Source organism: Shinella granuli, from assembly GCF_004341885.1.
Lineage (GTDB): Bacteria > Pseudomonadota > Alphaproteobacteria > Rhizobiales > Rhizobiaceae > Shinella > Shinella granuli.
On record NZ_SLVX01000011.1, the window covers coordinates 147,241 to 171,856 of the forward strand.

14 protein-coding genes, 1 pseudogene and 1 riboswitch are annotated in these 24,616 nt (G+C 67.4%); of the genes and pseudogenes, 10 read left to right on the forward strand and 5 right to left on the reverse strand.

Annotated elements, in window-relative coordinates:
* Positions 1–26: 26 nt before the first annotated feature.
* Entirely contained in the window at positions 27–1,226 is a 1,200-nt protein-coding gene (locus EV665_RS18200; RefSeq protein WP_133035175.1) for an MFS transporter, read from the reverse strand.
* A gap of 111 nt (positions 1,227–1,337) precedes the next feature.
* Here EV665_RS18200 and EV665_RS18205 point away from each other — a divergent pair, with 111 nt between their 5' ends.
* The 6 genes from EV665_RS18205 to EV665_RS18230 all read left to right on the forward strand — a co-directional run bounded on the left by EV665_RS18205 (position 1,338) and on the right by EV665_RS18230 (position 6,542).
* Positions 1,338–2,159, forward strand: a complete 822-nt coding sequence (locus EV665_RS18205) for an AraC family transcriptional regulator (RefSeq protein ID WP_064331914.1) — start codon at positions 1,338–1,340, stop codon at positions 2,157–2,159.
* 127 nt (positions 2,160–2,286) lie between these two features.
* Positions 2,287–3,066, forward strand: coding sequence for a precorrin-6A synthase (deacetylating) (cobF, locus tag EV665_RS18210; RefSeq protein WP_133035176.1), 780 nt, complete (start codon positions 2,287–2,289; stop codon positions 3,064–3,066).
* The gene (gene cobG / locus EV665_RS18215; RefSeq protein WP_245507755.1) at positions 3,063–4,412 is read left to right on the forward strand and encodes a precorrin-3B synthase; all 1,350 of its coding nucleotides are present in this window, start codon (positions 3,063–3,065) and stop codon (positions 4,410–4,412) included. Before cobF ends, cobG begins: the two co-directional genes overlap by 4 nt.
* Entirely contained in the window at positions 4,409–5,041 is a 633-nt protein-coding gene (locus tag EV665_RS18220; protein ID WP_064331911.1) for a precorrin-8X methylmutase, read from the forward strand. The genes cobG and EV665_RS18220 overlap by 4 nt, the downstream gene beginning before the upstream one ends.
* 2 nt (positions 5,042–5,043) lie before the next feature.
* Positions 5,044–5,781: a precorrin-2 C(20)-methyltransferase gene (locus EV665_RS18225; RefSeq protein WP_064331910.1), complete on the forward strand. Its 738-nt coding sequence runs from the start codon at positions 5,044–5,046 to the stop codon at positions 5,779–5,781.
* Positions 5,778–6,542: a precorrin-3B C(17)-methyltransferase gene (locus EV665_RS18230; protein WP_133035177.1), complete on the forward strand. Its 765-nt coding sequence runs from the start codon at positions 5,778–5,780 to the stop codon at positions 6,540–6,542. The genes EV665_RS18225 and EV665_RS18230 overlap by 4 nt, the downstream gene beginning before the upstream one ends.
* Here EV665_RS18230 and EV665_RS18235 read toward each other — a convergent pair.
* A complete protein-coding gene (locus EV665_RS18235; protein WP_133035178.1) occupies positions 6,506–7,276 on the reverse strand; it encodes a cobalt-precorrin-6A reductase in 771 nt (256 codons plus the stop codon). The two genes, EV665_RS18230 and EV665_RS18235, sit on opposite strands and share 37 nt — an antisense overlap.
* On the opposite strand from EV665_RS18235, the gene cbiE reads away from it, so the two are divergent.
* The gene (gene cbiE / locus EV665_RS18240; RefSeq protein WP_133035179.1) at positions 7,260–8,531 is read left to right on the forward strand and encodes a precorrin-6y C5,15-methyltransferase (decarboxylating) subunit CbiE; all 1,272 of its coding nucleotides are present in this window, start codon (positions 7,260–7,262) and stop codon (positions 8,529–8,531) included. The two genes, EV665_RS18235 and cbiE, sit on opposite strands and share 17 nt — an antisense overlap.
* A complete protein-coding gene (gene cobM / locus EV665_RS18245; RefSeq protein ID WP_133035180.1) occupies positions 8,528–9,292 on the forward strand; it encodes a precorrin-4 C(11)-methyltransferase in 765 nt (254 codons plus the stop codon). Before cbiE ends, cobM begins: the two co-directional genes overlap by 4 nt.
* Here cobM and EV665_RS18250 read toward each other — a convergent pair.
* Positions 9,289–10,149 carry a LysR family transcriptional regulator gene (locus tag EV665_RS18250; protein WP_133035194.1) on the reverse strand — a complete coding sequence of 287 codons (861 nt, stop codon included), beginning with the start codon at positions 10,147–10,149 and terminating at the stop codon, positions 9,289–9,291. The two genes, cobM and EV665_RS18250, sit on opposite strands and share 4 nt — an antisense overlap.
* A 78-nt stretch (positions 10,150–10,227) precedes the next feature.
* Between EV665_RS18250 and EV665_RS18255 the strand changes: the two are divergent.
* Positions 10,228–11,254 (forward strand): annotated as a pseudogene (locus tag EV665_RS18255) (YeiH family protein); the annotation flags it as partial.
* Between the two features lie 15 nt (positions 11,255–11,269).
* Here the strand turns inward: EV665_RS18255 and metH are convergent.
* Positions 11,270–15,061 (reverse strand): methionine synthase, encoded by a 3,792-nt coding sequence (gene metH / locus EV665_RS18260; protein ID WP_133035181.1) that lies wholly within the window; start codon positions 15,059–15,061, stop codon positions 11,270–11,272.
* Positions 15,062–15,144: 83 nt separating this feature from the next.
* The gene (locus EV665_RS18265; RefSeq protein ID WP_064331903.1) at positions 15,145–15,360 is read right to left on the reverse strand and encodes a hypothetical protein; all 216 of its coding nucleotides are present in this window, start codon (positions 15,358–15,360) and stop codon (positions 15,145–15,147) included.
* 101 nt (positions 15,361–15,461) lie between these two features.
* Positions 15,462–15,678: riboswitch (cobalamin riboswitch) on the reverse strand.
* A 420-nt stretch (positions 15,679–16,098) separates the two neighbouring features.
* Between EV665_RS18265 and EV665_RS18270 the strand changes: the two genes are divergently transcribed.
* A complete protein-coding gene (locus tag EV665_RS18270) occupies positions 16,099–24,597 on the forward strand; it encodes a glycoside hydrolase family 94 protein (RefSeq protein WP_380686605.1) in 8,499 nt (2,832 codons plus the stop codon).
* The last annotated feature ends 19 nt before the right edge of the window (positions 24,598–24,616 follow it).

Consider the following 24,616-nt stretch of genomic DNA (forward strand, 5'->3'; position numbering starts at 1 on the left):
AAAACGCCGGCCTTTTCAGTTTCGTCTCAATGTTGTCCCGGCAGGCGGGGCAGGAAGATCGTCAAAATGCCGAGCAGCGGCATGTAGGAGCAGATCTGGTAGACGAAGTTGATGCCGTGGCTGTCGGCGAAGATGCCGAGCACCGCCGCGCCGAGGCCGCCCGCCCCGAAGGCGAAGCCGAAGAAGATGCCGGCGATCATGCCGACGCGGCCCGGGATCAGCTCCTGCGCGAAGACGACGATGGCGGAGAAGGCGGAGGAGAAGATCAGCCCGATCAGCACCGTCAGCATGCCCGTCCAGAACAGGTTCGCATAGGGCAGCATCAGCGCGAAGGGGATGACGCCGAGGATCGAGAACCAGATGACGAAGCGCGCGCCGAACCGGTCGCCGATCGGCCCGCCCATGAACACGCCGAGCGCCGAGGCGCCGAGGAAGAGGAACAGCATGAGCTGCGCATCGCGCACGCCAAGGCCGAAATTCTCGATCGTATAGAAGGTGAAATAGCTCGATATGCTGGCGAGATAGGCGTTCTTAGTCGTCGTCAGCAGAACCAGAACGGCAAGCGCCCAGGCGACCTTTCCGCGCGGCAGCGGCAGCGCGCGGCTGACGGCGGGCCGACCGGCGGCCAGGCGCCGCTCGCCGGCATACCAGTTGCCGACCCAGCTGAGGATGACCATGCCGAGGAGCGCGACCACCGAGAACCAGGCGACGCTCGTCTGGCCGAAGGGCAGCACGATGAAGGCGGCGAGCAGCGGCCCGATCGCCGTGCCGGCATTGCCGCCGACCTGGAACATCGACTGTGCAAGCCCGTGGCGGCCGCCGGAGGCAAGGCGGGCGACGCGCGAGGATTCCGGATGGAAGATCGCCGAGCCGAGGCCGATCAGGCAGGCGCCGAAGACCAGAACCGGGAAGCTGTGCGCATAGGCGAGCATGATGAGGCCGACGAAGGTGCTGCCCATGCCGACCGGCAGCGAGAAGGGCATCGGCCAGCGGTCCGTCACGATGCCGACGGCCGGCTGCAGCAGCGAGGCGGTGACCTGGAAGGCCATGGTCAGAAGGCCGATCTGCACGAAATCGAGCGCGTAGTTTTCCTTCAGCAGCGGGTAGAGCGACGTCAGCAGCGACTGCATGATGTCGTTCAGCATGTGGCAGGCGCTGACGGCGACGATGATGGAATAGGTGGTGGTGGCGGCGCTGCGGGGCGCCGCGGGAACGACTGTCGACATGATGGCCTCGAATGATACGCGCGAATTCCGCGTCATGGCTGCTTCCCATACAGGGATTGCCAGCGGCCTGCTTTCGTGCTGAGGTCCATTTCTTACGCGAGTGGGCCAAAGATGGAAAAACTGACCGATGAGCGCCGCAAGGCGCTTGATGACGATCACATCCGCAACCTTTCCCGCATGGAACAGGCGAATACGGATGTCCTGGTCCACAGTTCGGAGATTCCGGGCGGTTATACGGTGCCGCCGCACCGCCATCGCCGCACGCAGTTCCTGTGCGTCTTCGCCGGCGTGGTGCTGGTGGGGACGGAGCGCGGGCGCTGGATGATCCCGCCCGGCCATGCGCTGCTCATCCCGCGCGGTCTCGAACATTCCGTCGAGATGCTCAGCGATGTCAGCATGCGCTCGGTCTATATCTATTCGCCGGAGGGCCGGGCCGCCTCGCTGGTCCCCACCGTGCTGGAGGTCACCGACCTTGCCCGCCAGCTCATCACGGAAACCGTCCGGCAGGACGACCTGGCGGAGGATCGCGGGCGCAGCGAACTCGTCATGGCGCTGCTGCTCGACGAGATCGGCCGCCTGCCGGAGCGCCGGCTCGGCCTGCCCTTTCCGGCAAGCGGCCGGCTGGCCGAACTCTGCCGGGATTTCGTCGAACAGCCCTCGCCGGTCGCCAAGATCGATGATTGGGCATGGCGCTTGAACATGAGCCGGCGCACCTTCACGCGCTTCTTCCGGCAGGAGACGGGCGTCAGCTTCGTCACCTGGCGCCAGCAGGCCTGTCTTTTCGCCTGCCTGCCGCGCCTTGCCGCCGGCGAGCCGGTGACACGCGTGGCGCTCGATGCCGGTTATGAGAGCGTGCCGGCCTTCACCACCATGTTCAAGCGCATGCTGGGAACCTCGCCGCGCGCCTATCTGACCAGCCGCGCGGCCGCCTGAGTCTCAAAAAGACCGGCAAAGGACGCGATCCGGGGACTGTTTTCCGCCGGCTTTTGGGATTAGGAAGAGGTGCGGGACCCAAGTCGGGCCGCGAACCGGGAGCGCGGGGTCGCACGGGAGACGGACTTTGAGAAAGATACTGGTCATCGGGATCGGCGCGGGCAATCCCGAGCACATGACCGTTCAGGCAGTGGCTGCGCTGAACCGGGCGGATGTGCTGCTCATTCCGACGAAGGGCGACGAAAAGGCCTTTCTGGCCGATGCGCGCCGCGAGATCTGCGACCGGTTCCTCGAGAATGCGCGCTGCCGCATCCTCGATTATGCCGTGCCGGTGCGCCGCGCCGACGGCAGCTACGAGGACGGCGTCAACGACTGGCACCGCGCCATCGCCACTATCTACGAACGCACCCTTCTTGATGACGTCGGCAAGGACGAGACGCTCGGCCTGCTCGTCTGGGGCGATCCGATGCTCTATGACAGCACGCTGCGCATCGTCGATCATGTGCGCACGGCCGGCCGCGTCGCCTTCGAGATCGAGGTCATTCCCGGCATCACCAGCGTCCAGGCGCTCTGCGCCAGCCATGCCATCACGCTCAACCGCATTGGCCTGCCCGTCGAGATCACCACCGGCCGCCGCCTCGCCGAGGCCTGGCCGGGCGTTGCGCGCGATGCGCTCGTCATGCTCGACGGCGTCGAGGCCTTCCGCAGGGTGGAGGACCCGGAGGCGGACATCTGGTGGGGCGCCTATCTCGGCACGCCGCACGAGATCCTGCTGTCCGGCCGGCTTGCCGATATCGCCGACACCATCAGCGAGACGCGCCGCAAGGCGCGCGCGGCGCACGGCTGGATCATGGACACCTACCTGATCCGCCGCCCGGCACCCGAGGCTGAGGAGGGCGCGGCATGACGGCGACCTGCGTATTGCCCCCGGGCGAAGCCGGTGCGTTGCGGCGCGGCGCGTGCCCCTCCATCGCCGCCCCGATGCGGACCGGCGACGGCCTTCTGGTGCGCCTGCGCCCCGTCGCGACGGCCCTGACGGCACAAGACCTCCTCGCCCTTGCCGATCTGGCGCGGGCGCACGGCAACGGCCTCATCGAGATCACCGCGCGCGGTAATCTCCAGCTTCGCGGCCTCACCGAAGCCTCCGTTCCGCGCCTTGCCGCCGGCCTTGCCGCGGCCGGCATTACCCCGCAGACGGGCGTCGCCATCGAGGTGCCGCCGCTCGCCGGCATCGAGCCGGCCGAGCTTGCCGATGCCGTGCCGCTTGCCGATGCGTTGCGCGCGGCCCTTGCCGACGCCGCCCTTTCCCTGGCGCCCAAGCTTGCCGTCGTCGTCGATGGCGGGGGCGTGCTTTTCCTTGCCGACATGGTCGCCGATATCCGCCTCGATGCCGTCGCCGGTGCACAGGGCCTCGCCTGGCGGCTTTCCGTCGGCGGCGATCGCGCCACGGCGCGGGCCGTTGCGCTGCTGCCCGGCGAAAGGGCCGTCGAAGGCGTGATGACGGTCGCCGCCGCCCTTGCCGCCATCGGGCCGGCGGCGCGGGGGCGGGATCTTGATCCGGCGCTGCTGGCGGCCGCGCTCGGTGCGGATCCGGTTCCGCCGCTTTCCGCCGCTTCGCCCGTTCATCCGCTCGGCGCGCACCGGATCGGCACCGAAACGGTGCTGGGGCTCGCCCCGGCCTATGGCCAGATCCATGCCGACCGGCTTGCCGCGCTGGTGCGCGCGCTTGCCGGCTGCGGCGCGACGGAATTCCGCCTTGCGCCGCACCACACGCTGCTGGTGCGCGGGCTCCGTGCGCAGATGCTTGCCGCCGCGCAGGCCTGCGCGATGCGGGAACGCGTCTGGAGCACGCAGGATGCGCCCGGACGGGCCGTCTCCGTCTGCGCCGGCGCCGCCGGTTGCGCCGCGGCCAGCTTCGATACCCATGCCGCCGCCGATGCCCTTGTGGCGGAGGCGGGCGATCTCCTGGACGGCTCCTTCGACGTGCATGTCTCCGGCTGCCCGAAGGGTTGCGCCCATCCGGCCGCCGCCGCCGTCACGTTGTGCGGCACCGCCGCCGGTGTCGGCCTTATTCTTGGTGGACGCGCGGGCGATGCCGCCGCGGCGATCCTGCCCGCCGATGCGCTGCGGCCCGCCCTCACCCGTCTCGGCGCCCTCCTGCGTGCGCGCCGTGCAGAAGGCGAGACGGCCGGAAACCTCATCGACCGCACCGCGCCCGCCACCCTTGTTTCCGCTTATCAAGGCCAACAATGACCGATTACGACTACATCAAGGATGGCACGGCCATCTATGAGAAATCCTTCGCGATCATCCGCGCGGAAGCCGATCTCTCGCGCTTTTCCGAAGAGGAGTCGGATGTCGCGGTGCGCATGATCCATGCCGCCGGCCTCGTCGAGGCGGCGGCGCATTTCGTCTTCTCGCCCGGTTTCGTCACGGCGGCGCGCGGTGCGCTCCAGGCCGGCGCGCCGATCTTCTGCGATGCCGAGATGGTCGCGCGGGGCGTTACCGCCGCCCGGCTGCCGGCCGGCAACGACGTGCTCTGCATGCTGCGCGATCCGCGCACGCCTGACATCGCCCGGGACATCGGCAACACGCGCTCGGCCGCGGCCATCCGCCTCTGGCTCGATCGCCTCGCCGGCTCCGTCGTCGCCATCGGCAATGCGCCGACGGCGCTGTTCTACCTGCTCGAACTCCTGCGGGATGGCGCGCCGAAACCTGCGGCGATCCTCGGCATGCCGGTCGGCTTCGTCGGCGCCGCGGAATCCAAGGATGCGCTCGCCGAGAATTCCTACGGTGTGCCCTTCGCCATCGTGCGCGGGCGCCTCGGCGGCAGCGCCATGACGGCGGCGGCGCTCAATTCGCTGGCGAGGCCGGGACTGTGAACATGGTGGCGACGGTGACGGGACGACTTTATGGCGTGGGTACGGGACCGGGCGATCCGGAACTCCTGACCCTGAAGGCGGTGCGGGCGATCGGCGAGGCGGATGTGCTCGCCTATTTCGCCAAGGCCGGCCGCGCGGGCAATGGACGGGCGATCGTCGAGGGCCTGTTGAAGCCCGGCATGGCGGAGCTGCCGCTCTACTATCCGGTGACGACGGAAATCGACAAGGACCACGACGAATACAAGCGCCAGATCACGGCCTTCTACGATGCCTCGGCCGCCGCCGTCGCGCAGCACCTTGCCGCCGGCCGCACGGTCGCCATCCTCTCGGAAGGCGATCCGATGTTCTACGGCTCCTACATGCACCTGCATGTGCGGCTCGCCGATCGCTTCCCGACCGAGGTCATTCCCGGCATCACCGCCATGTCCGGCTGCTGGTCGCTGTCGGGGCTGCCGATCGTGCAGGGCGACGACGTGCTCTCCGTGCTGCCGGGCACGATGGGCGAGGCGGAACTGTCGCGCCGCCTCGTCGACACCGAGGCCGCCGTCATCATGAAGGTCGGCCGCAACCTGCCGAAGATCCGCCGGGCGCTGGCGAGCGCCGGCCGGCTCGGCGAGGCGATCTATGTCGAGCGCGGCACCATGCCGGCCAGCCGGTCCATGCGGCTTTCCGAAAAGCTCGACGACACCGCGCCCTATTTCTCGCTGGTCCTCGTGCCGGGCTGGAGCGGCCGCGCATGACGGGCCGGCTTTTCGTGATCGGCACCGGACCGGGCAATCCGGACCAGATGACGCCGGAAGCACGGCAGGCGGTCGAGGCCTCGCGCGAATTCTTCGGCTATTTTCCCTATATCGACCGGCTGAACCTCCGGCCGGACCAGATCAAGGTCGCCTCCGACAACCGCGAGGAGCTGAACCGGGCCGAGGCCGCGCTGAGACGGGCGGCCGAGGGTGTCGATGTCTGCGTCGTCTCGGGCGGCGATCCCGGCGTCTTCGCCATGGCGGCCGCCGTCTGCGAGGCGATCGATGCGGGGCCGGACGAATGGAAGAGGGTGGATCTCACCATCGTGCCCGGCGTCACCGCCATGCTGGCGGTCGCCGCGCGCATCGGCGCGCCGCTTGGTCACGATTTCTGCGCCATCTCGCTTTCCGACAACCTGAAGCCCTGGGAGGTCATCGAGACGCGGCTGCGCCTCGTGTCCGGGGCCGGCCTTGTGATCGCGCTCTACAATCCGATCAGCAAGGCGCGGCCCTGGCAGCTCGGCCGGGCCTTCGAGATCCTGCGCGAGACGCTGCCGGCCGCAACACCCGTCATCTTCGGCCGCGCCGCGGGCCGGCCGGACGAGCGCATGCTGGTCATGCCGCTCGGCGAGGCCGAGGCGGAACGTGCCGACATGGCGACCTGCGTCGTCATCGGCTCACCGGCAACGCGCGTCATTTCCCGCCCGGGCCTGCCGGACCTCGTCTATACGCCGCGCTTCCTCGAAGAGCCGACGAGATGATCGGCGAGCCGCACCGCATCCTCGACGGTTCCCGCGTGGTGGCTATCGCGCGCTTCCGCCCGCTCGACCAGAACGACGGGCAGGCCGAGAATGCGCGCGGCGACGATCTTGCCATAGGTGGCATCGCCGCCGGAATTCTTGCTGACGACGACATCGATGCGATGGTCGCGCAGAAGTTCGACCTCCGCTTCCACGGCAAACGGGCCGCGGGCGAGCAGGTAGGCGACGTCGGGGGCGGCAAGCGGCGGGTCGACGGGATCGACGCTGCGCACGAGATAATGGTGCTGCGGCGCGGCGTCGAAGACCTTCGCCTCCTGGCGGCCGATGGCAAGGAACACCCGGCGCGGCGTTTCGCCGAGCGCGCTGACGGCCTCGGTCACCGTGGCGACACATGTCCAGCGGTCGCCCTCCACCGCATCCCAGCCGCGCCGCTCCAGCCGCAGCAGCGGGAGGCCGGTCGCCGCGCTGGCGGCGCGGGCATTGGCGGAGATCTGCCGGGCGAAGGGATGTGTCGCGTCGATCAGGAGATCGATGGAATTCTCGCAAAGATAGGCCGAAAGCCCCTCGACGCCGCCGAAACCGCCGGTGCGGACGGGCACTGGCTGCGGCGCGGGATCGAGCGTGCGGCCGGCGAGCGACAGCGTGACGGCAAGATCGGTCCTGCCGGCGAGCGCACCGGCAAGGTCGCGCGCCTCCGCCGTGCCGCCCAAGATGAGAATGCGTCGCTTGTCCACGCCTGATCAGCCCCTTTCGACAGCCGCCCCCTGGCTTTCCATCGTCGGGATCGGCGAAGACGGTCTAGCGGGTCTCGGCGACGAGGCCAAGACCGCGATCGGTCGCGCCGAAATCGTCTTCGGCGGCGCGCGGCACCTGGCGCTTGCCGATGCGGCGATCCGCGGCGCGCGCCACGGCTGGCTCAGCCCCTTCGAGCGCTCCGTGGAGGCGGTTCTGGCCGCGCGGGGCCGGCCTGTCGTCGTGCTCGCCTCGGGCGATCCGTTCTTCTACGGCGTCGGCGTCACGCTTTCCCGGCGCATCGCGCGGGCGGAGATGCGCGTCTTCCCGGCGCCCTCCGCCTTCAGCCTTGCCGCATCGCGCATGGGCTGGGCCCTGCAGGACACGGTCTGCGTTTCGCTGCACGGCCGTCCCGTCGATCTCATCCGCCCGCACCTGCATCCCGGTTGCCGTATCCTGGCGCTGACCTCGGACGGCGACGGGCCGGCGGCGCTTGCCGCGCTGCTGGCGGAAAGCGGTTTTGGCGGCTCGGCGCTGACCGTGCTCGAGGCGCTCGGCGGCGCGCGGGAGCGGGTGAGCCACCATCAGGCCGGGCGGTTCGCCCTCGACGGGGCCGACATGCTGAATGTCTGCGCGGTGGAGGTTGTCGCCGGAGATGGCGCGCGGGTGCTCGCCTATACGCCGGGCCTCGACGACGGGCTGTTCGAGCATGACGGCCAGATCACCAAGCGCGAGGTCCGTGCGCTGACGCTCTCGGCCCTTGCGCCGCGCCGCGGCGAGCTTCTCTGGGATATCGGCGCCGGCTCGGGCTCGATCGGCATCGAATGGATGCTGGCCGACCCGTCGCTCCGGGCCATCGCCATCGAGGGCCATGCGGAGCGCGCTGCCCGCATCCGCCGCAATGCCGGGCGCTTCGGCGTGCCGGGCCTTGCCGTGGTCGAGGGGGCGGCGCCGGAGGCGCTTGCGGGACTGGCCGCGCCGGACGCGATCTTCATCGGCGGCGGCGGCAGCGAGGCGGGCGTCATGCCGGCGGCGATCGACGGCCTGAAGCCAGGCGGCCGGCTTGTCGCCAATGCGGTGACGACGGAAATGGAAGCCGTGCTCCTCGCCCAGCATGCCCGGCTCGGCGGTTCGCTGATCCGGATCGACATCGCGCGCGCATCGCCCGTCGGGCAGATGACGGGCTGGCGGCCGGCCATGCCGGTCACGCAGTGGGCCTGGCTGAAGCCGGCGCAACCTATCGAGGACGAGGAATGACCGTTCACTTCATCGGCGCCGGCCCCGGCGCTGCCGATCTCATCACCGTGCGCGGCCGCGATCTCATCGGCGCCTGCCCGGTCTGCCTCTATGCCGGCTCCATCGTGTCGCCGGAGCTTCTGCAGTATTGCCCGTCGGGTGCGCGCATCGTCGATACGGCGCCGATGTCGCTCGACGAGATCGAGGCGGAGTACCTGCGCGCCGCCGCGGCGGGCGAGGATGTGGCACGGCTGCATTCCGGCGATCTCTCCGTCTGGAGCGCCGTCGCCGAGCAGATCCGCCGGCTGGAAAAGCATGGGCTCGCCTACACGCTGACGCCGGGCGTGCCCTCCTTTGCCGCCGCCGCCGCCGCGCTCGGCCGCGAGCTCACCATTCCCGCCGTCGCGCAGAGCCTCGTGCTCACCCGGGTTTCCGGCCGCGCCTCGCCGATGCCGAACCGCGAGACGCTCAAGAATTTCGGCGCGACGGGGGCGACGCTGGCGATCCACCTTGCCATCCACGCGCTGGACAAGGTCGTCCTGGACCTGACGCCGCTCTATGGCACGGATTGCCCGGTGGCGATCGTGGTCAAGGCCTCTTGGCCCGATGAGCGCGTGGTGCGCGGCACGTTGGCCGATATCGTGGCGAAGGTCGCCGAGGAGCCGATCGAGCGCACGGCGCTGATCTTCGTCGGCCGCACGCTTGGCGCGGAGGATTTTCGCGAAAGCTCGCTCTATGATCCCGCCTACCAGCGCCGGTTCCGGGGACGCGACAGGCTTTAGGCCAATAGGGCTTCGAAGGCGAGCGAGGCCCTTGAGCGGTAGCGCTCCTTGTGGCGGAGCAGGCGGAAGGCGCGTTCCGGCAGGTCGAAGGCGATGCGCGCCATGCGGCCGGCGGCAAGGTCGTCCTCCACGACGAATTCGGAGACCGCGGTCAGCGTCTGGCCGGCGAGCACGGCGCTGCGCACGGCCTCGTTGGAGGGCAGGGAAAGCGCGATGTCCAGCGCTTCCTCGGGCAGCGCCGCCGTCAGGGCGCGCCGCGTGCCCGAGCCTGGCTCGCGCAGCACCCAGCGGGCAGCGGCCAGATCCTCCGCATCGATGCCGGGCTTGCCGGCGAGCGGATGGTCCGATGGTGCGACGATGACCACCCGGTCGCGCGCAATGATGCGCTGGGCGAGGGCGGGATGGTCGATCTCGCCTTCGACGAAACCGAGTTCCGCCCGTCCGTCGAGAACCGCCTCGGCAGCTTCGTCGGTATTGCCGCCGGTCAGGCGGATATCGATCGCCGGATAGGCGTCGCGGAAATGCATGAGACGCGGCGGCAACCAGTAGCCGGCGACTGTCTGGCTGGCGGCGAGCGTCAGTGCGCCGCGTTTCAGGCCGCCGATCTCGGTGAGGAAGAGGTCCGCGCTGCCCGCCCGTGCCAGCGTGGCCCGCGCCTCCGGCAGGAAGGCCTCGCCCGTCTCGGTCAGCTCGATCCGCCGCCCCGTGCGGTGGAACAGCGCGATGCCGTAGCGCTCCTCCAGCACGCGGATCGCCGAGCTGACGGCCGAGGGGGTGAGGTTCAGCGCATCGGCGGCCTTGGTCAGATGCTCTCGTTCCGCCACGGCGACGAAGATCCGGAGCTGTTCCAGCGTCATCATCTGTTCGATCCAGTCGAATGAAATGTCCGATATTTACCGATGGATCGAATAGGTTTTCAAGCGCATCGTCCGCGCATGGAAAATTCACCTAACAAACCAGCAATCCTTGGAATTCGCGTACTTCTGCCCGGCGTGCTCCTCTCCGGCTTCGTGTCAGGCCTCGCAGCGCTCGCCGAACGGCTGGAAATACGGCTTGCCGGCGGGGCGTGGATCGAGGCGCTCGTGCTGGCGATCCTCCTCGGCGCCGCCTGTCGGCTGCTGCTGAGGCGGCCGGCTGTGTTCGATCCCGGCATCGCCTTCTCCGCGAAATACTTCCTCGAGATCGCCATCGTGCTTCTCGGCGCGGGCGTCAGCGCCACGGCGATCGCCGGCATGGGCTGGCCGCTGATCGGGGCGATCGCGGCGGTGGTGGGCGTGGTGCTCCTGGCAAGCTATGCCATCGGGCGCGGCCTCGGCCTTTCCCGCACCGTCGCGCTGCTGGTCGCCTGTGGCAATTCGATCTGCGGCAATTCCGTAATCGCCGCGACGGCGCCGGTCATTCGCGCCGATGCGGAGGATGTCGCCTCCTCCATCGCCTTCACCGCCGTTCTCGGCATGGTCACGGTGCTGCTGTTGCCAGTGCTGGTGCCGCTGCTCGGCCTGTCGGCGACGGGCTACGGCGTGATGGCGGGCATGACGGTCTATGCGGTGCCGCAGGTGCTGGCGGCCACCGCCCCGGTTTCCGCGCTCAGCATCCAGATCGGCACCTTCGTCAAGCTCGTGCGCGTGTTGATGCTGGGGCCGGTGATCTTCCTCCTCTCGCTCGCCGCGGGCAAGGAGAGCGGGCCGTCGCCCGGCGCTGCACCGGCTGGTGCCGTGGTTCATCCTCGGCTTCCTCGCCATGCTCGCCGCGCGCAGCTTCGGCGTGATCGATGCGGGGCTTGCCGAAGGCATGGCGCGCGCCGCGACCGTGGTGACGATCCTCTCCATGGCCGCCCTCGGCCTCGGCATCGACCTCAGGCGCGTGATGCGGGCAGGTCCGCGGGTGACGGCCGCGGTCGTCCTGTCGCTCGGCGTGCTGGTCGTCGTGAGCTACGGGATGGTCGTGCTTCTGAACCTCGCGACGGCCTGGGGAAGCTCAGGCCGCGTTTTCCCGCGCGGTTACAGGCACATAGTTGAGCACCGGGCCGAGCCAGCGCTCCACCTCCGTGACGGCCATGCCCTTGCGGCGGGCATAGTCCTCCACCTGGTCCCGTTCCACCTTCGCGACGCCGAAATAGTAGCTTTCCGGCGAGGCGATGTAGAGGCCGGAGACGGAGGAGCCGGGCCACATCGCATAGCTTTCGGTGAGCTCGACGCCGATTTCCCTTTCGGCATCGAGCAGGCGGAAGAGCGTCGTCTTTTCCGTATGGTCCGGCTGGGCGGGGTAGCCCGGCGCGGGGCGGATGCCGGCATAGGGCTCGCCGATGAGGTCGGTGGGCGAGAAGGTCTCCTCCGCCGCATAGCCCCAGAGCTCCTTGCGCACATATTCGTGCATGCGCTCGGCGAAGGCCTCGGCGAAGCGGTCGGCGAGCGCCTTGACGAGGATCGAGTTGTAGTCGTCGTTCGCCCGCTCGAAGCGCTCGGCGATGGCGATCTCGCCGATGCCCGCCGTCACGACGAAGCCGCCGAGATAGTCGTGCTTGCCGCTGTCGATGGGCGCGACGAAATCGGAGAGCGCTACGTTCGGCCGCCCGTCGCGCTTGGAAAGCTGCTGGCGCAGCGTGAAGAAGGTGGCAAGTTCCTTGCTTCGCGTCTCGTCGGTGAAGAGGCGGATGTCGTCGCCGACCGTGCCGGCCGGCCAGAAGCCGACGACGGCCTTCGGCGTGAACCATTTCTCCAAAATGATCTTCTCCAGCATCGCCTGGGCATCGGCAAAGAGCTGGCGGGCGGCGGGCCCCTGCTTCTCGTCGTCGAGGATCTTCGGATAGACGCCCTTCAGCTCCCAGGTCTGGAAGAACGGGGTCCAGTCGATGTAGCGGGCAAGCTCCGCCAGGTCCCAGTCCTGGAAGACGCGGGTGCCGAGGAAGGAGGGCGTCTTCGGCTCATAGGTGGACCAGTCCGCCCCGAAGGCGTTGGCGCGGGCCCTGGCGATCGGCAGGCGCTGCTTTTCCGCCTCGCTGCGCGCATGCGCATCGGCGACCTTGCGGTATTCGGCCTTCAGCGTCTCGACATAGCCGGGCTTCATCTCGGCCGACAGCAGGGAGCCGACCACGCCGACGGCGCGGCTGGCGTCGGTGACGTAGACCGCCTGGCCGCGGTCGTAGCGCGGATGGATCTTCACCGCCGTGTGCACGCGGCTCGTCGTCGCCCCGCCGATGAGGAGGGGGATGTCGAAGCCTTCGCGCTCCATCTCCGAGGCGACATGCACCATCTCGTCGAGCGAGGGGGTGATGAGACCGGAGAGGCCGATGATGTCGACCTTCTCGGCCTTCGCCGTTTCGAGGATCTTCGTCGCCGGCACCATGACGCCGAGGTCGATGATCTCGTAATTGTTGCAGGCGAGCACGACGCCGACGATGTTCTTGCCGATGTCGTGCACGTCGCCCTTGACGGTCGCCATCAGGATCTTGCCCGCGCTCTGCCGTTCGCCGCCGCCGCCATTGGCGAGCTTTTCGGCCTCCATGTAAGGCAGCAGCACGGCGACGGCCTGCTTCATCACGCGGGCGGATTTGACGACCTGCGGCAGGAACATCTTTCCGGCGCCGAAGAGGTCGCCGACGACGTTCATGCCGGCCATCAGCGGGCCTTCGATGACATGCAGCGGGCGTTCGGCGTTCTGCCGCGCCTCTTCCGTGTCGATCTCGACGAATTCGGTGATGCCGTTGACGAGGGCATGTTCGAGGCGTTTTTCCACCGGCCAGTCGCGCCAGGCGAGGTCGCGTTCCCTGGCTTCCTTGCCGGCCGCACCCTTGAAGCGTTCGGCGATGTCGAGCAGGCGCTCGGTGGCGGTGCCGCCGGCCTTCGGCACGCGGTTCAGCACCACGTCCTCGCAGGCCTCGCGCAGCTCCGGCTCGATCGTATCGTAGACGGCGAGCTGGCCGGCATTGACGATGCCCATGTCCATGCCGGCCTGGATGGCGTGGTAGAGGAAGACGGCGTGCATCGCCTCGCGCACCGGCTCGTTGCCGCGAAAGGAGAAGGAAAGGTTGGAGACGCCGCCGGACACATGGACATGCGGCAACGTCGCGGTGATCTCGGCCGTCGCCTCGATGAAGTCGACGCCGTAATTGTCGTGCTCCTCGATGCCCGTCGCGACGGCGAAGATGTTGGGGTCGAAGACGATATCTTCAGGCGCAAGGCCGGCGACTTCGGTGAGCAGCCTGTAGGCGCGGGTGCAGATCTCCACCTTGCGCGCCTTCGTGTCGGCCTGGCCCTTCTCGTCGAAGGCCATGACGACGACGGCGGCGCCATAGGCGCGCACGAGTTTCGCATGGTGCAGGAAGGCCTCCTCGCCCTCCTTCAGCGAGATCGAGTTGACCAGCGGCTTGCCCTGCACGCATTTCAGGCCCGCCTCGATCACCTCCCATTTCGACGAATCGATCATCACCGGAACGCGGGCGATGTCGGGCTCGGCGGCGATGAGGTTCAGGTATTCCACCATCGCCCTTGTGGAATCGATCAGGCCCTCGTCCATGTTGATGTCGATGACCTGCGCGCCGTTCGCCACCTGGTCGCGCGCGACATCGAGCGCCGCGGCATAGTCGCCCGCGGTGATCAGCTTGCGGAATTTCGCCGAGCCGGTGACGTTGGTGCGCTCGCCGACATTCACGAAGGGAATGGCCTCGGTCAGCGTGAAGGGTTCGAGGCCCGAGAGGCGCATGTGGCGCGGGATGTCGGGGATTTCGCGTGGCGCGTGGCGCGCGGCGGCCGCGGCGATGGCGCGGATATGGTCCGGCGTCGAGCCGCAGCAGCCGCCGACGATGTTGACGAGGCCATCGCGCATGAAGCCCTCGATCTGGGCGGCCATTTCCTCGGGCGTTTCGTCATATTTGCCGAAGGCGTTCGGCAGGCCGGCATTGGGATAGGCGCAGACGAAGGTCTGGGCGACGGACGAGATCTCCGCGAGATGGGCGCGCATGGCATTGGCGCCGAGCGCGCAGTTGAGACCGATGGAGAAGGGCTCGGCGTGGCGCACCGAATTCCAGAAGGCCTCCGGCGTCTGGCCGGAGAGCGTGCGGCCCGAGAGGTCGGTGATCGTGCCCGAGATCATGACGGGCAGTTCGATGCCCTTTTCCTCGAAGACCGCGCGGGTGGCGAAGATCGCCGCCTTGGCGTTCAGCGTGTCGAAGATCGTCTCGATGAGGATGATGTCGGCGCCGCCGTCGATGAGGCCGCGCACCTGGTCGGCATAGGCGATGCGCAGATCGTCGAAGGTGACGGCGCGGTAGCCGGGATTGTTGACGTCCGGCGAGATGGAGGCGGTGCGGTTCGTCGGGCCGAGCGCGCCGGCGACGAACCGGCGGCGGCCGTCCTTCTCGGCGGCCCTGAGGCTGGCGCGGCGGGCAAGGCGCGCGCCGTCGCGGTTGAGTTCGTAGACCATGTCCTCCATGCCGTAGTCGGCCTGGGCGATGGTCGTGGAGGAGAAGGTGTTGGTTTCCAGGATGTCCGCGCCGGCAAGCGCATAGCGGTAGTGGATGTCCTCGATCGCCGCCGGCTGGGTCAGCGTCAGGAGATCGTTGTTGCCTTGCTGGTGGCAGGCGCAGTCGCCGAAGCGCTCGCCGCGGAAATCCTCCTCCACCAGCTTGAGCGTCTGGATTTCCGTGCCCATGGCGCCGTCGAGCACGAGGATGCGCTCGCGCGCGGCGGCCTGGAGGGCGGCGAGAATCTCGCGTCCGTCGCGCGGCGGCAGTTCGGGGCCGAACAGGGTGTCCAGGTGCGATTTGGCCATGGCAAAGCCCTCCGGTGCAATAATCCTGCACCGGAGATCACATAAAGATATCTTTATGTCAATATGTCTTTATGCAGCCATGATCAGTGCACCAGCCGATCCGACCCCGCCAGCGAGGCGAAAAGCGCCTTCAGGCGGGCGATATCGGGATCGACCTTCTCGTAGCGCGAAAGTTTCTGCACCTCCTTCAGCGCCTCAACGGCAAGGTCGGCGCCGCGTGGCTGCCAGAGCAGCCAGGAGATGAAGATGGATTCCGGCTTTCCGGTGCCGGAAGGACCGTCATTGGTGATGGCAAGCATTTTCTTCCCCAATCGGAAAATTGGGGGATGACCGGACGCACGCTGCTGGAACGTCGCCACGAGGCGACAAGCAAGCGCACCACTGGGACACCCCGCCCATGGACGTTACGACTGTCAGGGCAGGTCTCCTGGCTTGCGGGTCATCGCGTCTGTCTCGCCTTCCCGGTGATATCCACCAGTGGCCTGGAGCGACAGCAGCTCGCCGTTCACAGTTGCGGGGGCAGCGCCGGTCTTGGCGCTCCTTTCGGAGCATCGCACCGGCTTCCCTCTTAGCCTCCGAGCCGATCGACTCGGAAGACCCTGACGCCGGCAGACTGGCTTGGGCGAGGCTGCAAGTCAATGGCGGGATCGGTCATGCACAGGCGCGACAGGGGCGTCGGGAACTTTTGTCGACCTCGGGCATTTCGCATCCACCCGTTCTATGCGCCCCCTCGCCCCTTTACGCGGGGCGGGCGATTCACCAAAACCGCAAATGAGGGTCAATGCTGTGCCATCCGGTCCTGTTGACATGTTGCAAGTCTCTGTCCTTACGGCTAAAAAATGCCGTTTTCATGCACCACGCGGCCAGGATGCCTACCAGCGTGTCGCCTGAGCCATGTCCACCCCATCCGCGCCGTCGGGGCGCTGCTTGGTCGCATGGCTGATCGCGGCACCGAGATGAAGCCTGTCCGCAAGAAACCGTTCGGCACAAAGGCCGTTGCCGGATGGTTCAACATGGCCGGATCCAGAATCAGAAACATGCCCCTTCACAATACGCCGCAAGCCGCCTCGCGCGATGCTGACGCCAAGCAGATCGACTATAACGATTCGATCCGCGCCACCTATCTGACGCTGGAAGAGCTGGCCGAATGCGGTGAGGCCCTGGCGCGCGACAAGAGCGCGCCGTTGCCCGGCTTCCAGCCCTTCGAGTTCCGCGCCCGGCACAAGGAAAACGAGAAGGAAATCTTCCGCGTCTATCGCGCGACGGCCAAGGATGTCGAGGCGGGCGCCCAGATCACGCCGGCGGCCGAATGGCTGCTCGACAACTACTATGTCGTCGAAGAGGCGATCCAGGAGGTCCGCCGCGATTTCCCGCGCCGCTTCTATCGCCAGCTTCCGACCATCGAGGTCGAAGGGCAGGTGATGCCGCGCACGCTGGCGCTCGCCTGGCTCTATGTCGCGCATACCCATAGCGGCGTCTCGCACGAGGGCCTGACGGCCTTCGTCCAGGGGTTCCAGAAGGTCGACGCGCTGAAGATCGGCGAACTCTGGGCGCTGCCCTCCTTCATCCGCTTCGTGCTGCTCGAAAACCTCCGCCGCATTTCCAGCCGCGTCGAGCGTTCACGGAAAATGCGCTTCAAGGCCAACGAGGTGGCCGATGAGCTGATCCGCCTCAACGATCCGGAAAAGTCCATCGCGCATCTCCAGTCGCTGGAGAGCTTCATCGACGACAACACCTTCGTCATTCAGCTCCTCTATCGCCTGCGCGATGGCCTGACGGCCTCCGGCGCGGTGATCCAGTGGCTGGAGCGCAAGATCGAGAGCCGCGGCAGCGACCTCGAAGAGCTGATCGTCGCGGAGAACAACCGCCTGTCCTCCGGCAATGTGACGATGAGCTCGCTCATCAAGAGCCTGCGTGCGGTGGACGACACGGAATGGCCCGTCTGGTTCGAGAGCGTCAGCCGCCTCGACGAGGCGCTGCGCCAGGGATCCGACTACAGCGACCTCGATTTCGGCTCGCGCAACAAGTACCGAAACACGATCGAGCGTTTCGCCCGCCGCTCCGGCAAGACCGAGCTGGAGGTGACCGAGACGGCGCTGGCGATGACGGCGGAAGATGCTGCCGCCCACGCGGAAGACCCCGACTACGAGGCCAATGTCGCGGCCTTCCTCGTCGGCAAGAAGCGCAAGCTGCTCGAAAAGCGCATCGGCTACCGCCCGTCGATCGTCCAGCGCATCGTGCGCTTCGGCCGCAAGCTCGACTGGTTCGCCATCGCCGGTCCGAACATCCTGCTGACGCTCATGGCGATGATCGCGGTCTATTATTTCCTCGACCAGCTCGATATCCCGGATGGCGCCTGGCTGATCATGCTGGTGCTTTTCGCCCTGCCCGCTTCGGAGGGGGCGACGGGTCTGTTCAACACGCTCGTCACCTTCTTCGTCACGCCCTCGCGCCTCGTCGGCTACGAGTTCAAGGACGGCATTCCCGAGGATGCGCGCACGCTCGTCGTCGTGCCCTGTCTGATCTCCAAGCGCGACCATGTCGACGAATTGGTGCGCAATCTCGAAGTGCACTACCTCGCCAATCCGCGCGGCGAGATCTATTTCGCGCTGCTCAGCGACTGGGCCGACAGCCAGGTGGAGGAATCTCCGGCCGACCTCGACGTGCTCGACTACGCCAAGCGCGAGATCGCGACACTCTCCGCGCGCTACGCCTATGACGGCCGGACGCGTTTCTACCTGCTACACCGCCGCCGCCTCTACAATCCCTCCGAAGGCTGCTGGATGGGCTGGGAGCGCAAGCGCGGCAAGCTGCACGAGCTGAATCTGCTCTTGCGCGGCGACGGCGACACCACCTTCCTGCCGGGCGCCAACATCGTGCCGGCGGACGTGAAATACGTCATGACGCTCGATTCCGACACACGCCTGATGCGCGATGCGGTGACGAAGCTCGTCGGCAAGCTGCACCACCCGATCAACCGCCCGGTGATCGACGCGGAAAAGGGCGAGGTCATAGCCGGCTACAGCATCCTGCAGCCGCGCGTCACCCCCTCGCTGACGACGGGCAAGGAAGCCTCGACCTTCCAGCGCATCTTCTCCGCCGACCGCGGCATCGACCCCTATGTCTTCACGGTCTCCGACGTCTACCAGGATTTCGTCGGGGAAGGCACGTTCACCGGCAAGGGCCTCTACCATGTCGATGCCTTCGAGACGGCGGTGAAGGGCCGGATCGAGGAGAATTCCGTCCTCAGCCACGACCTGCTCGAAGGCTCGCTCGCCCATTGCGCGCTGGTGACGGATGTCGAGCTGGTCGAGGACTTCCCGACGCGCTACGGCACCGAAACCTCGCGCCAGCATCGCTGGGCGCGCGGCGACTGGCAGCTCATCCCCTATATCTTCGGCCCGTCGAGCGGCATTTCCATGCTCGGCCGCTGGAAGATGTACGACAACCTGCGCCGCAGCCTCATCCCCGTGGGCTGGCTCGTCGCCTCCGTCATGGGCTGGTACTACATGGAGCCGCGCCAGGCGCTGATCTGGCAGCTCGTGCTGATCTTCCTGCTCTTCGTCGCCCCGACGCTCTCGCTGATTTCCGGCATCATGCCGCGCCGCAACGACATCGTCGCGCGTGCCCATGTGCACCGGGTCATCTCGGATATCCGCGCGGCCAATGCCCAGGTCGCGCTGCGCATCGCCTTCATCGCCCATTCGGCGGCCCTGATGGCCGATGCGATCGTCCGCTCGCTCTACCGCACCATTGTCAGCCGCAAGCTGATGCTGGAATGGCGCACGGCCGCGCAGGCCGACAGCGCCGCGCGCGGCGGCATTCTCGCCCATTACAAATCGATGTGGCAGGCCCCGGCGCTCGCCGCGCTCTCCGTGGCGCTCGCCATGGTCTCGAAGACGGGCTTGCCTTTCATCGGAATTCCCTTCGCCCTCGTCTGGGCGCTCTCGCCGGCCATTGCCTGGTATGTCAGCCAGACGGCCGAGACCGAGGACCAGCTCGTCGTCTCCGACCATGTCGCGACGGAACTGCGCAAGATCGCGCGCCGCACCTGGCGCTATTTCGAAACCTTCGTCACCGCCGAGCAGCATTACCTGCCGCCGGACAATTTCCAGGAAACGCCGCAGCCGGTGCTCGCCGAGCGCACCTCGCCGACCAATATCGGCGTCTACCTGCTTTCGGTGATTTCCGCCCGTGATTTCGGCTGGATCAGCTTTGAGGAGACGGTTCGCCGTCTCGAACAGACCATCGCCACCATCGACGGCATGCCGAAATATCGCGGCCACCTCTACAACTGGTATCGCACCAATACGCTGGAAACGCTGGGCCCGCGCTATGTCTCGGCGGTCGACAGCGGCAACCTTGCCGGCCATCTCATCGCCGTCTCCTCCATGTGCCGTGAATGGGCGGAGGCACCCTCGGCCCATCTCCAGGGCAGCCTCGACGGCATCGGCGACGTCGCCTCGATCCTTTCCGAGACGCTGAAGCAGCTTCCCGACGACCGCAAGACCGTGCGCCCCCTGCGCCGCCTCATCGAGGAGCGCATCGCCGGCTTCCACAATGCGCTCGCCGCCGTCAAGCGCGAGCACGAATTCGCCTCCATCCGCGTCATCAACCTCGCGGTGCTGGCGCGTGACGTCAACAAGCTGATCGTCAACCTCGACCACGAGATCAAGTCGGCCGAAAGCGGGGAGCTCGCCAGATGGGCCGGCGCGCTGGTTGCGACCTGTGAGGCGCATATCGCCGACAGCGTCTTCGACCTCGGCAGCATCGAGGGCCTGCGCGAGCGCCTCGTCGTGCTGCGCGACCGCGCGCGCGACATCGCCTTCTCGATGGATTTCGGCTTTCTCTTCCGCCCGGAACGCCGCCTGCTCTCGATCGGCTACCGCGTCGAGACCAATGAACTGGACGAGGCCTGCTACGACCTGCTCGCTTCGGAAGCCCGCCTGACGAGCCTTTTCGCCATCGCCAAGGGCGACCTTCCGACAGAACACTGGTACAAGCTCGGTCGCCCGGTCGTGCCGGTCGGCTCGCGCGGCGCGCTGGTCTCCTGGTCCGGCTCGATGTTCGAATACCTGATGCCGCCGCTCGTCATGCAGGAGCGCCAGGGCGGCATCCTGAACCAGACCAACAACCTCGTCGTCGTCGAGCAGATGAACCACGGACGCCGCCTCGGGACGCCCTGGGGCATTTCGGAAGCGGCTTTCAACGCTCGCGACCACGAGCTGACCTATCAGTACACCAATTTCGGCGTGCCGACGCTCGGCCTGAAACGCGGTCTCGGCCAGAATGCCGTCATCGCGCCCTATGCCTCGCTGTTGGCGACGCAATATGCCCCCAAGGCGGCGCTGGAAAACCTCGAACGTCTGAGAAAACTCGGCGCGCTCGGCGTCTACGGCTTCCACGATGCCGTGGACTTCACGCCGACCCGCGTGCCGGAGGGCAAGACCTGCGCCGTGGTGCGCAACTACATGGCGCACCATCACGGCATGTCGATCGCCGCGGTCGCCAACGTCGTCTTCAACGGTGCGCTGCGCGAGCGTTTCCACGCCGATCCCGTCATCGAGGCGGCCGAGCTGCTCCTGCAGGAGAAGGCGCCGCGCGACATTCCGGTCATCAACGCCAAGCGTGAGCCGGAGACCGTCGGCAGCACCCAGGCCGACCTGCTGCGCCCGGAAATCCGCATCATCAAGGAACCCTTCTTGAAGGAGCGCGAGACGGTCTTCCTGTCGAACGGCCACTATGCCGTGATGCTGACGGCGACCGGTGCCGGCTATTCGCGCTGGAACGGCCAGTCCGTCACGCGCTGGAAGCCCGATCCGACGGAAGACCGCTGGGGCTCCTTCATCTTCCTGCGCGATACGGCGACGAACGACTGGTGGTCCGCTACCGCCGAGCCGAAGCGTGCGGAAGGCGAGGTGACGAAGACCCAGTTCGGCGACGACAAGGCGGAATTCATCAAGACCGTCGGCACGCTGACCAGCGAGGTCGAATGCATCGTCGCCACCGAGCACGATGCGGAAGGCCGCCGCCTGACGCTGCTCAACACAGGGCCGGAAGACCGCTTCATCGAGGTGACCTCCTATATGGAGCCCGTCATCTCGACGGACGAGGCCGACAATGCCCACCCAATGTTCTCGAAGATGTTCATCCGGACGGAGATCGGCAAGCGCGGCGACGTCATCCGCGCCGAGCGGCAGAAGCGCAATCCGAACGAGCCGGACATGGCGATCGCCCACCTCATCGTGGACAATGCCGGGCCTTCGCGCCGCACCGAGGTCGAGACGGACCGTCGCCGCTTCATCGGCCGCGGCCGCGCGCTGACCAATGCCGCCGCCTTCGATCCGGGCGCGCAGCTTTCCGGCACGGACGGCTTCACGCTCGATCCGGTCATGGCGCTGCGCCGCGTCGTGCGCGTGCCGGCGGGCAAGAAGGTCAAGGTCATCTTCTGGACCATTGCCGCGCCGAGCCGTGCGGAGGTGGACGCCGCCATCGACCGCTACCGCCACCCGGACAGCTTCAACCACGAGATGATCCATGCCTGGACGCGCTCGCAGGTGCATATGCGCCATGTCGGCGTCACCTCGCAGGAGGCGGCGAGCTTCCAGATGCTCGGCCGCTACCTCACCTATCCGGACATGCACCTGCGCGCCGACACCGGCACGATCGAGAACGGCCTCACCGCCCAGTCGGCGCTCTGGCCGCTGGCGATCTCGGGCGATTTCCCGATCTTCGTGCTGCGCATCAATGACGAGATCGACGTGGAAGTCGCCCGCGAGGCGCTGCGCGCGCAGGATTACCTGCGCCATCGCGGCGTCATCGCCGACCTCGTCATCCTCAACGAGCGCGCCGCCTCCTATGCGCAGGACATGCAGCACACGCTCGACCATATGTGCGAGAACCTGCGCATCCGCAGCCAGTCCGACGGCGCGCGCCAGCATGTCTTCACGGTGCGCCGCGACCTGATGGACGTCACCACCTGGCAGGCGTTGCTGGCGACGGCCCGCGCGGTCTTCCACGCCCGCAACGGCACGCTCTCCGACCAGATCGCCCGCACGGTCTCCCTCTTCGCGACGCCCCGCGGGGAGGAGGAGGCAAAGACCGAGACGACGCCGGCGCCCGCGCCGAAACTGCCTGCTCTCGTTGGCGAACCGGTGGAGATCGACGGCAAGGGTCTCACCTTCTGGAACGGTTTCGGCGGTTTCAACGAGGAGCGCCGGGAATATGCCGTGCGGCTTCGCGGCGGCGAGGCGACGCCCCAGCCGTGGATCAACGTCATCGCCAACCCGCATTTCGGCTTCCACGTCTCGGCGGAAGGCGCAAGCTACACCTGGAGCCGCAATTCGCGCGACTTCCAGCTGACGCACTGGACGAATGATCCGGTCATCAACCGGCCGGGTGAAGCGTTTTACGTGCGGGATCGCGAGAGCGGCGCCGTCATCGCGCCCTTCGCCGCCCTCTCGCGCAAGAAGTCGGTCAAGTTCGAGGCCTGGCACGGCCTCGGCTATTCCGCCTTCCGTAGCTGGGAGGACGGTATCGAGCTCGACCTCGTGCAGACGGTCGACCCGGAAGAGCCGGTCAAATATTCCCGTCTCGTCCTGAAAAACACCGGCGAGACGGAACGCAGCCTGACGGTCTACGGCTATGTCGAATGGGTGCTCGGCAACAATCCGGCGAAAACCGCGCCCTTCGTTTTGACCAGCCATGACGAGGAGAGCGGTGCGCTCTTCGCCACCAATCCCTACAGCTTCGACTTTTCCGGCCGGACCAGCTTCTTCGCCGTCGACGAGCCGGTGGCGGGCTTTACCGCCAGGCGCCGCGAATTCATCGGCCGCGGCGGCGATATCGTGTTGCCGGCCGCCGTTGCGGCTGGGCAGGCGCTTTCGGGCTCGGCCGAGGGCATCGGCGATCCCTGCGCGGCCCTCGCCGTCGAGATCGTCCTGAAGCCGGGCGAAAAGCGGGAACTCCTCTTCGTGCTCGGCGATACGGCCGATGCGGAGAGCGCCCGGACGCTCGCCGAGAAGAGCCGCCAAGCCGATTTCGACGCCGTCATGGCCGCCGTCCGTGCCTATTGGAGCGATTTTACCGGCACGTTGCAGGTCAAGACGCCGGATGCCGCGCTCGACCGCATGGTCAACGACTGGCTGCCCTATCAGGCGCTCGGCTGCCGCATCCAGGCGCGCTCGGCCTTCTACCAGGCGAGCGGGGCCTTTGGCTTCCGCGACCAGTTGCAGGATACGCTCGCCTTCATCCTGCATCGTCCGGAGCTTGCCCGGGGGCAGATCCTCAATGCGGCCTCGCGCCAGTTCGTCGAGGGCGACGTGCAGCATTGGTGGCTGCCCGACAGCGGGGCCGGCGTGCGCACCCTGATCTCCGACGATGTGGTGTGGCTCGCCCATGCGGTGGACTATTATTGCCGCACCACCGGCGACCGGGCGATCCTCGATGAAACGCTCGCCTTCATCGAAGGCGCGTCGCTCGTCGAGGGGCAGCACGACGCCTTCTACACGCCGGAGCGCTCCGCGCAGGAAGCATCGCTCTACGAGCATTGCGCCCGCGCGCTCGATCTTGCGCTCCGCCGCACCGGGGAGAACGGCCTGCCGCTCATCCTCGGCGGCGACTGGAACGACGGCATGAACCGTGTCGGCGAGGCGGGCCGGGGCACGAGCGTCTGGCTCGGCTGGTTCCTGGCGGGCACGCTCTCCGGCTTCATCCCCGTCGCCCGCGAGCGCGGCGATCACCCCCGCGCCGACCTCTGGCAGGAACATCTCGGCCGCCTCAAGGTGGCGCTGGAAACGGCGGGCTGGGACGGCGGCTACTATCGCCGCGGCACGTTCGACGACGGCACGCCGATTGGTTCGGCGGAAAACGCCGAATGCCGGATCGATTCGATCGCGCAGAGCTGGAGCGTGCTGTCCGGCATCGGCGATGCGGAGCGGTCGCGCCAGGCGATGGATGCGGTCATGGAAAACCTCGTCGACCGGGAGAACGGCGTCATCCGTCTGTTCACCCCGCCCTTCGTCGAGACGCCGCAGGACCCCGGCTATATAAAAGCCTATCCGCCGGGCGTGCGGGAGAACGGCGGGCAATATACCCATGCAGCGACCTGGGTCGTGCTGGCGCTCGCCCGCCTCGGCCGGGCGGAGGATGCATGGACCTGCTTCAGCATCCTCAACCCCGTCAACCATGCATTGAGCCCGGACGCGGCCGAACTCTACCGCGTGGAACCCTATGTCGTCGCCGCAGATGTCTATGGCGAGGGCGAGCGCACGGGGCGCGGCGGCTGGTCCTGGTATACGGGCTCGGCCGGCTGGCTCTACCGCGCGGCGGTGGAAGGCATTCTCGGCATCCGAAAGGAAGGCGGTCGCCTCTTCGTCAATCCGGCGCTGCCAGCGGCATGGAGCGGCTACGAGGCGACGCTCGATCTCGACGGCAGGAAACTGTCGATCCGCGTCGAGCGGGCCGGCGACGGTGGATGGCAGACATGTGTGAACGGCTCTGTCATCAAATCTTCAAACGAGGGCTATTTGCTCTGATCCACGCCATGTGGATCAG

Bases quoted from the DNA above. Each gene is read 5' to 3' on its own strand.
- EV665_RS18200 (WP_133035175.1), bottom strand. From the start codon at position 1,226: ATGTCGACAGTCGTTCCCGCGGCGCCCCGCAGCGCCGCCACCACCACC.
- EV665_RS18205 (WP_064331914.1), top strand. From the start codon at position 1,338: ATGGAAAAACTGACCGATGAGCGCCGCAAGGCGCTTGATGACGATCAC.
- cobG (WP_245507755.1), top strand. From the start codon at position 3,063: ATGACGGCGACCTGCGTATTGCCCCCGGGCGAAGCCGGTGCGTTGCGG.
- EV665_RS18220 (WP_064331911.1), top strand. From the start codon at position 4,409: ATGACCGATTACGACTACATCAAGGATGGCACGGCCATCTATGAGAAA.
- EV665_RS18225 (WP_064331910.1), top strand. From the start codon at position 5,044: ATGGTGGCGACGGTGACGGGACGACTTTATGGCGTGGGTACGGGACCG.
- EV665_RS18230 (WP_133035177.1), top strand. From the start codon at position 5,778: ATGACGGGCCGGCTTTTCGTGATCGGCACCGGACCGGGCAATCCGGAC.
- cbiE (WP_133035179.1), top strand. From the start codon at position 7,260: ATGCGTCGCTTGTCCACGCCTGATCAGCCCCTTTCGACAGCCGCCCCC.
- cobM (WP_133035180.1), top strand. From the start codon at position 8,528: ATGACCGTTCACTTCATCGGCGCCGGCCCCGGCGCTGCCGATCTCATC.
- EV665_RS18250 (WP_133035194.1), bottom strand. From the start codon at position 10,149: ATGACGCTGGAACAGCTCCGGATCTTCGTCGCCGTGGCGGAACGAGAG.
- metH (WP_133035181.1), bottom strand. From the start codon at position 15,061: ATGGCCAAATCGCACCTGGACACCCTGTTCGGCCCCGAACTGCCGCCG.
- EV665_RS18265 (WP_064331903.1), bottom strand. From the start codon at position 15,360: ATGCTTGCCATCACCAATGACGGTCCTTCCGGCACCGGAAAGCCGGAA.
- EV665_RS18270 (WP_380686605.1), top strand. From the start codon at position 16,099: ATGCCCCTTCACAATACGCCGCAAGCCGCCTCGCGCGATGCTGACGCC.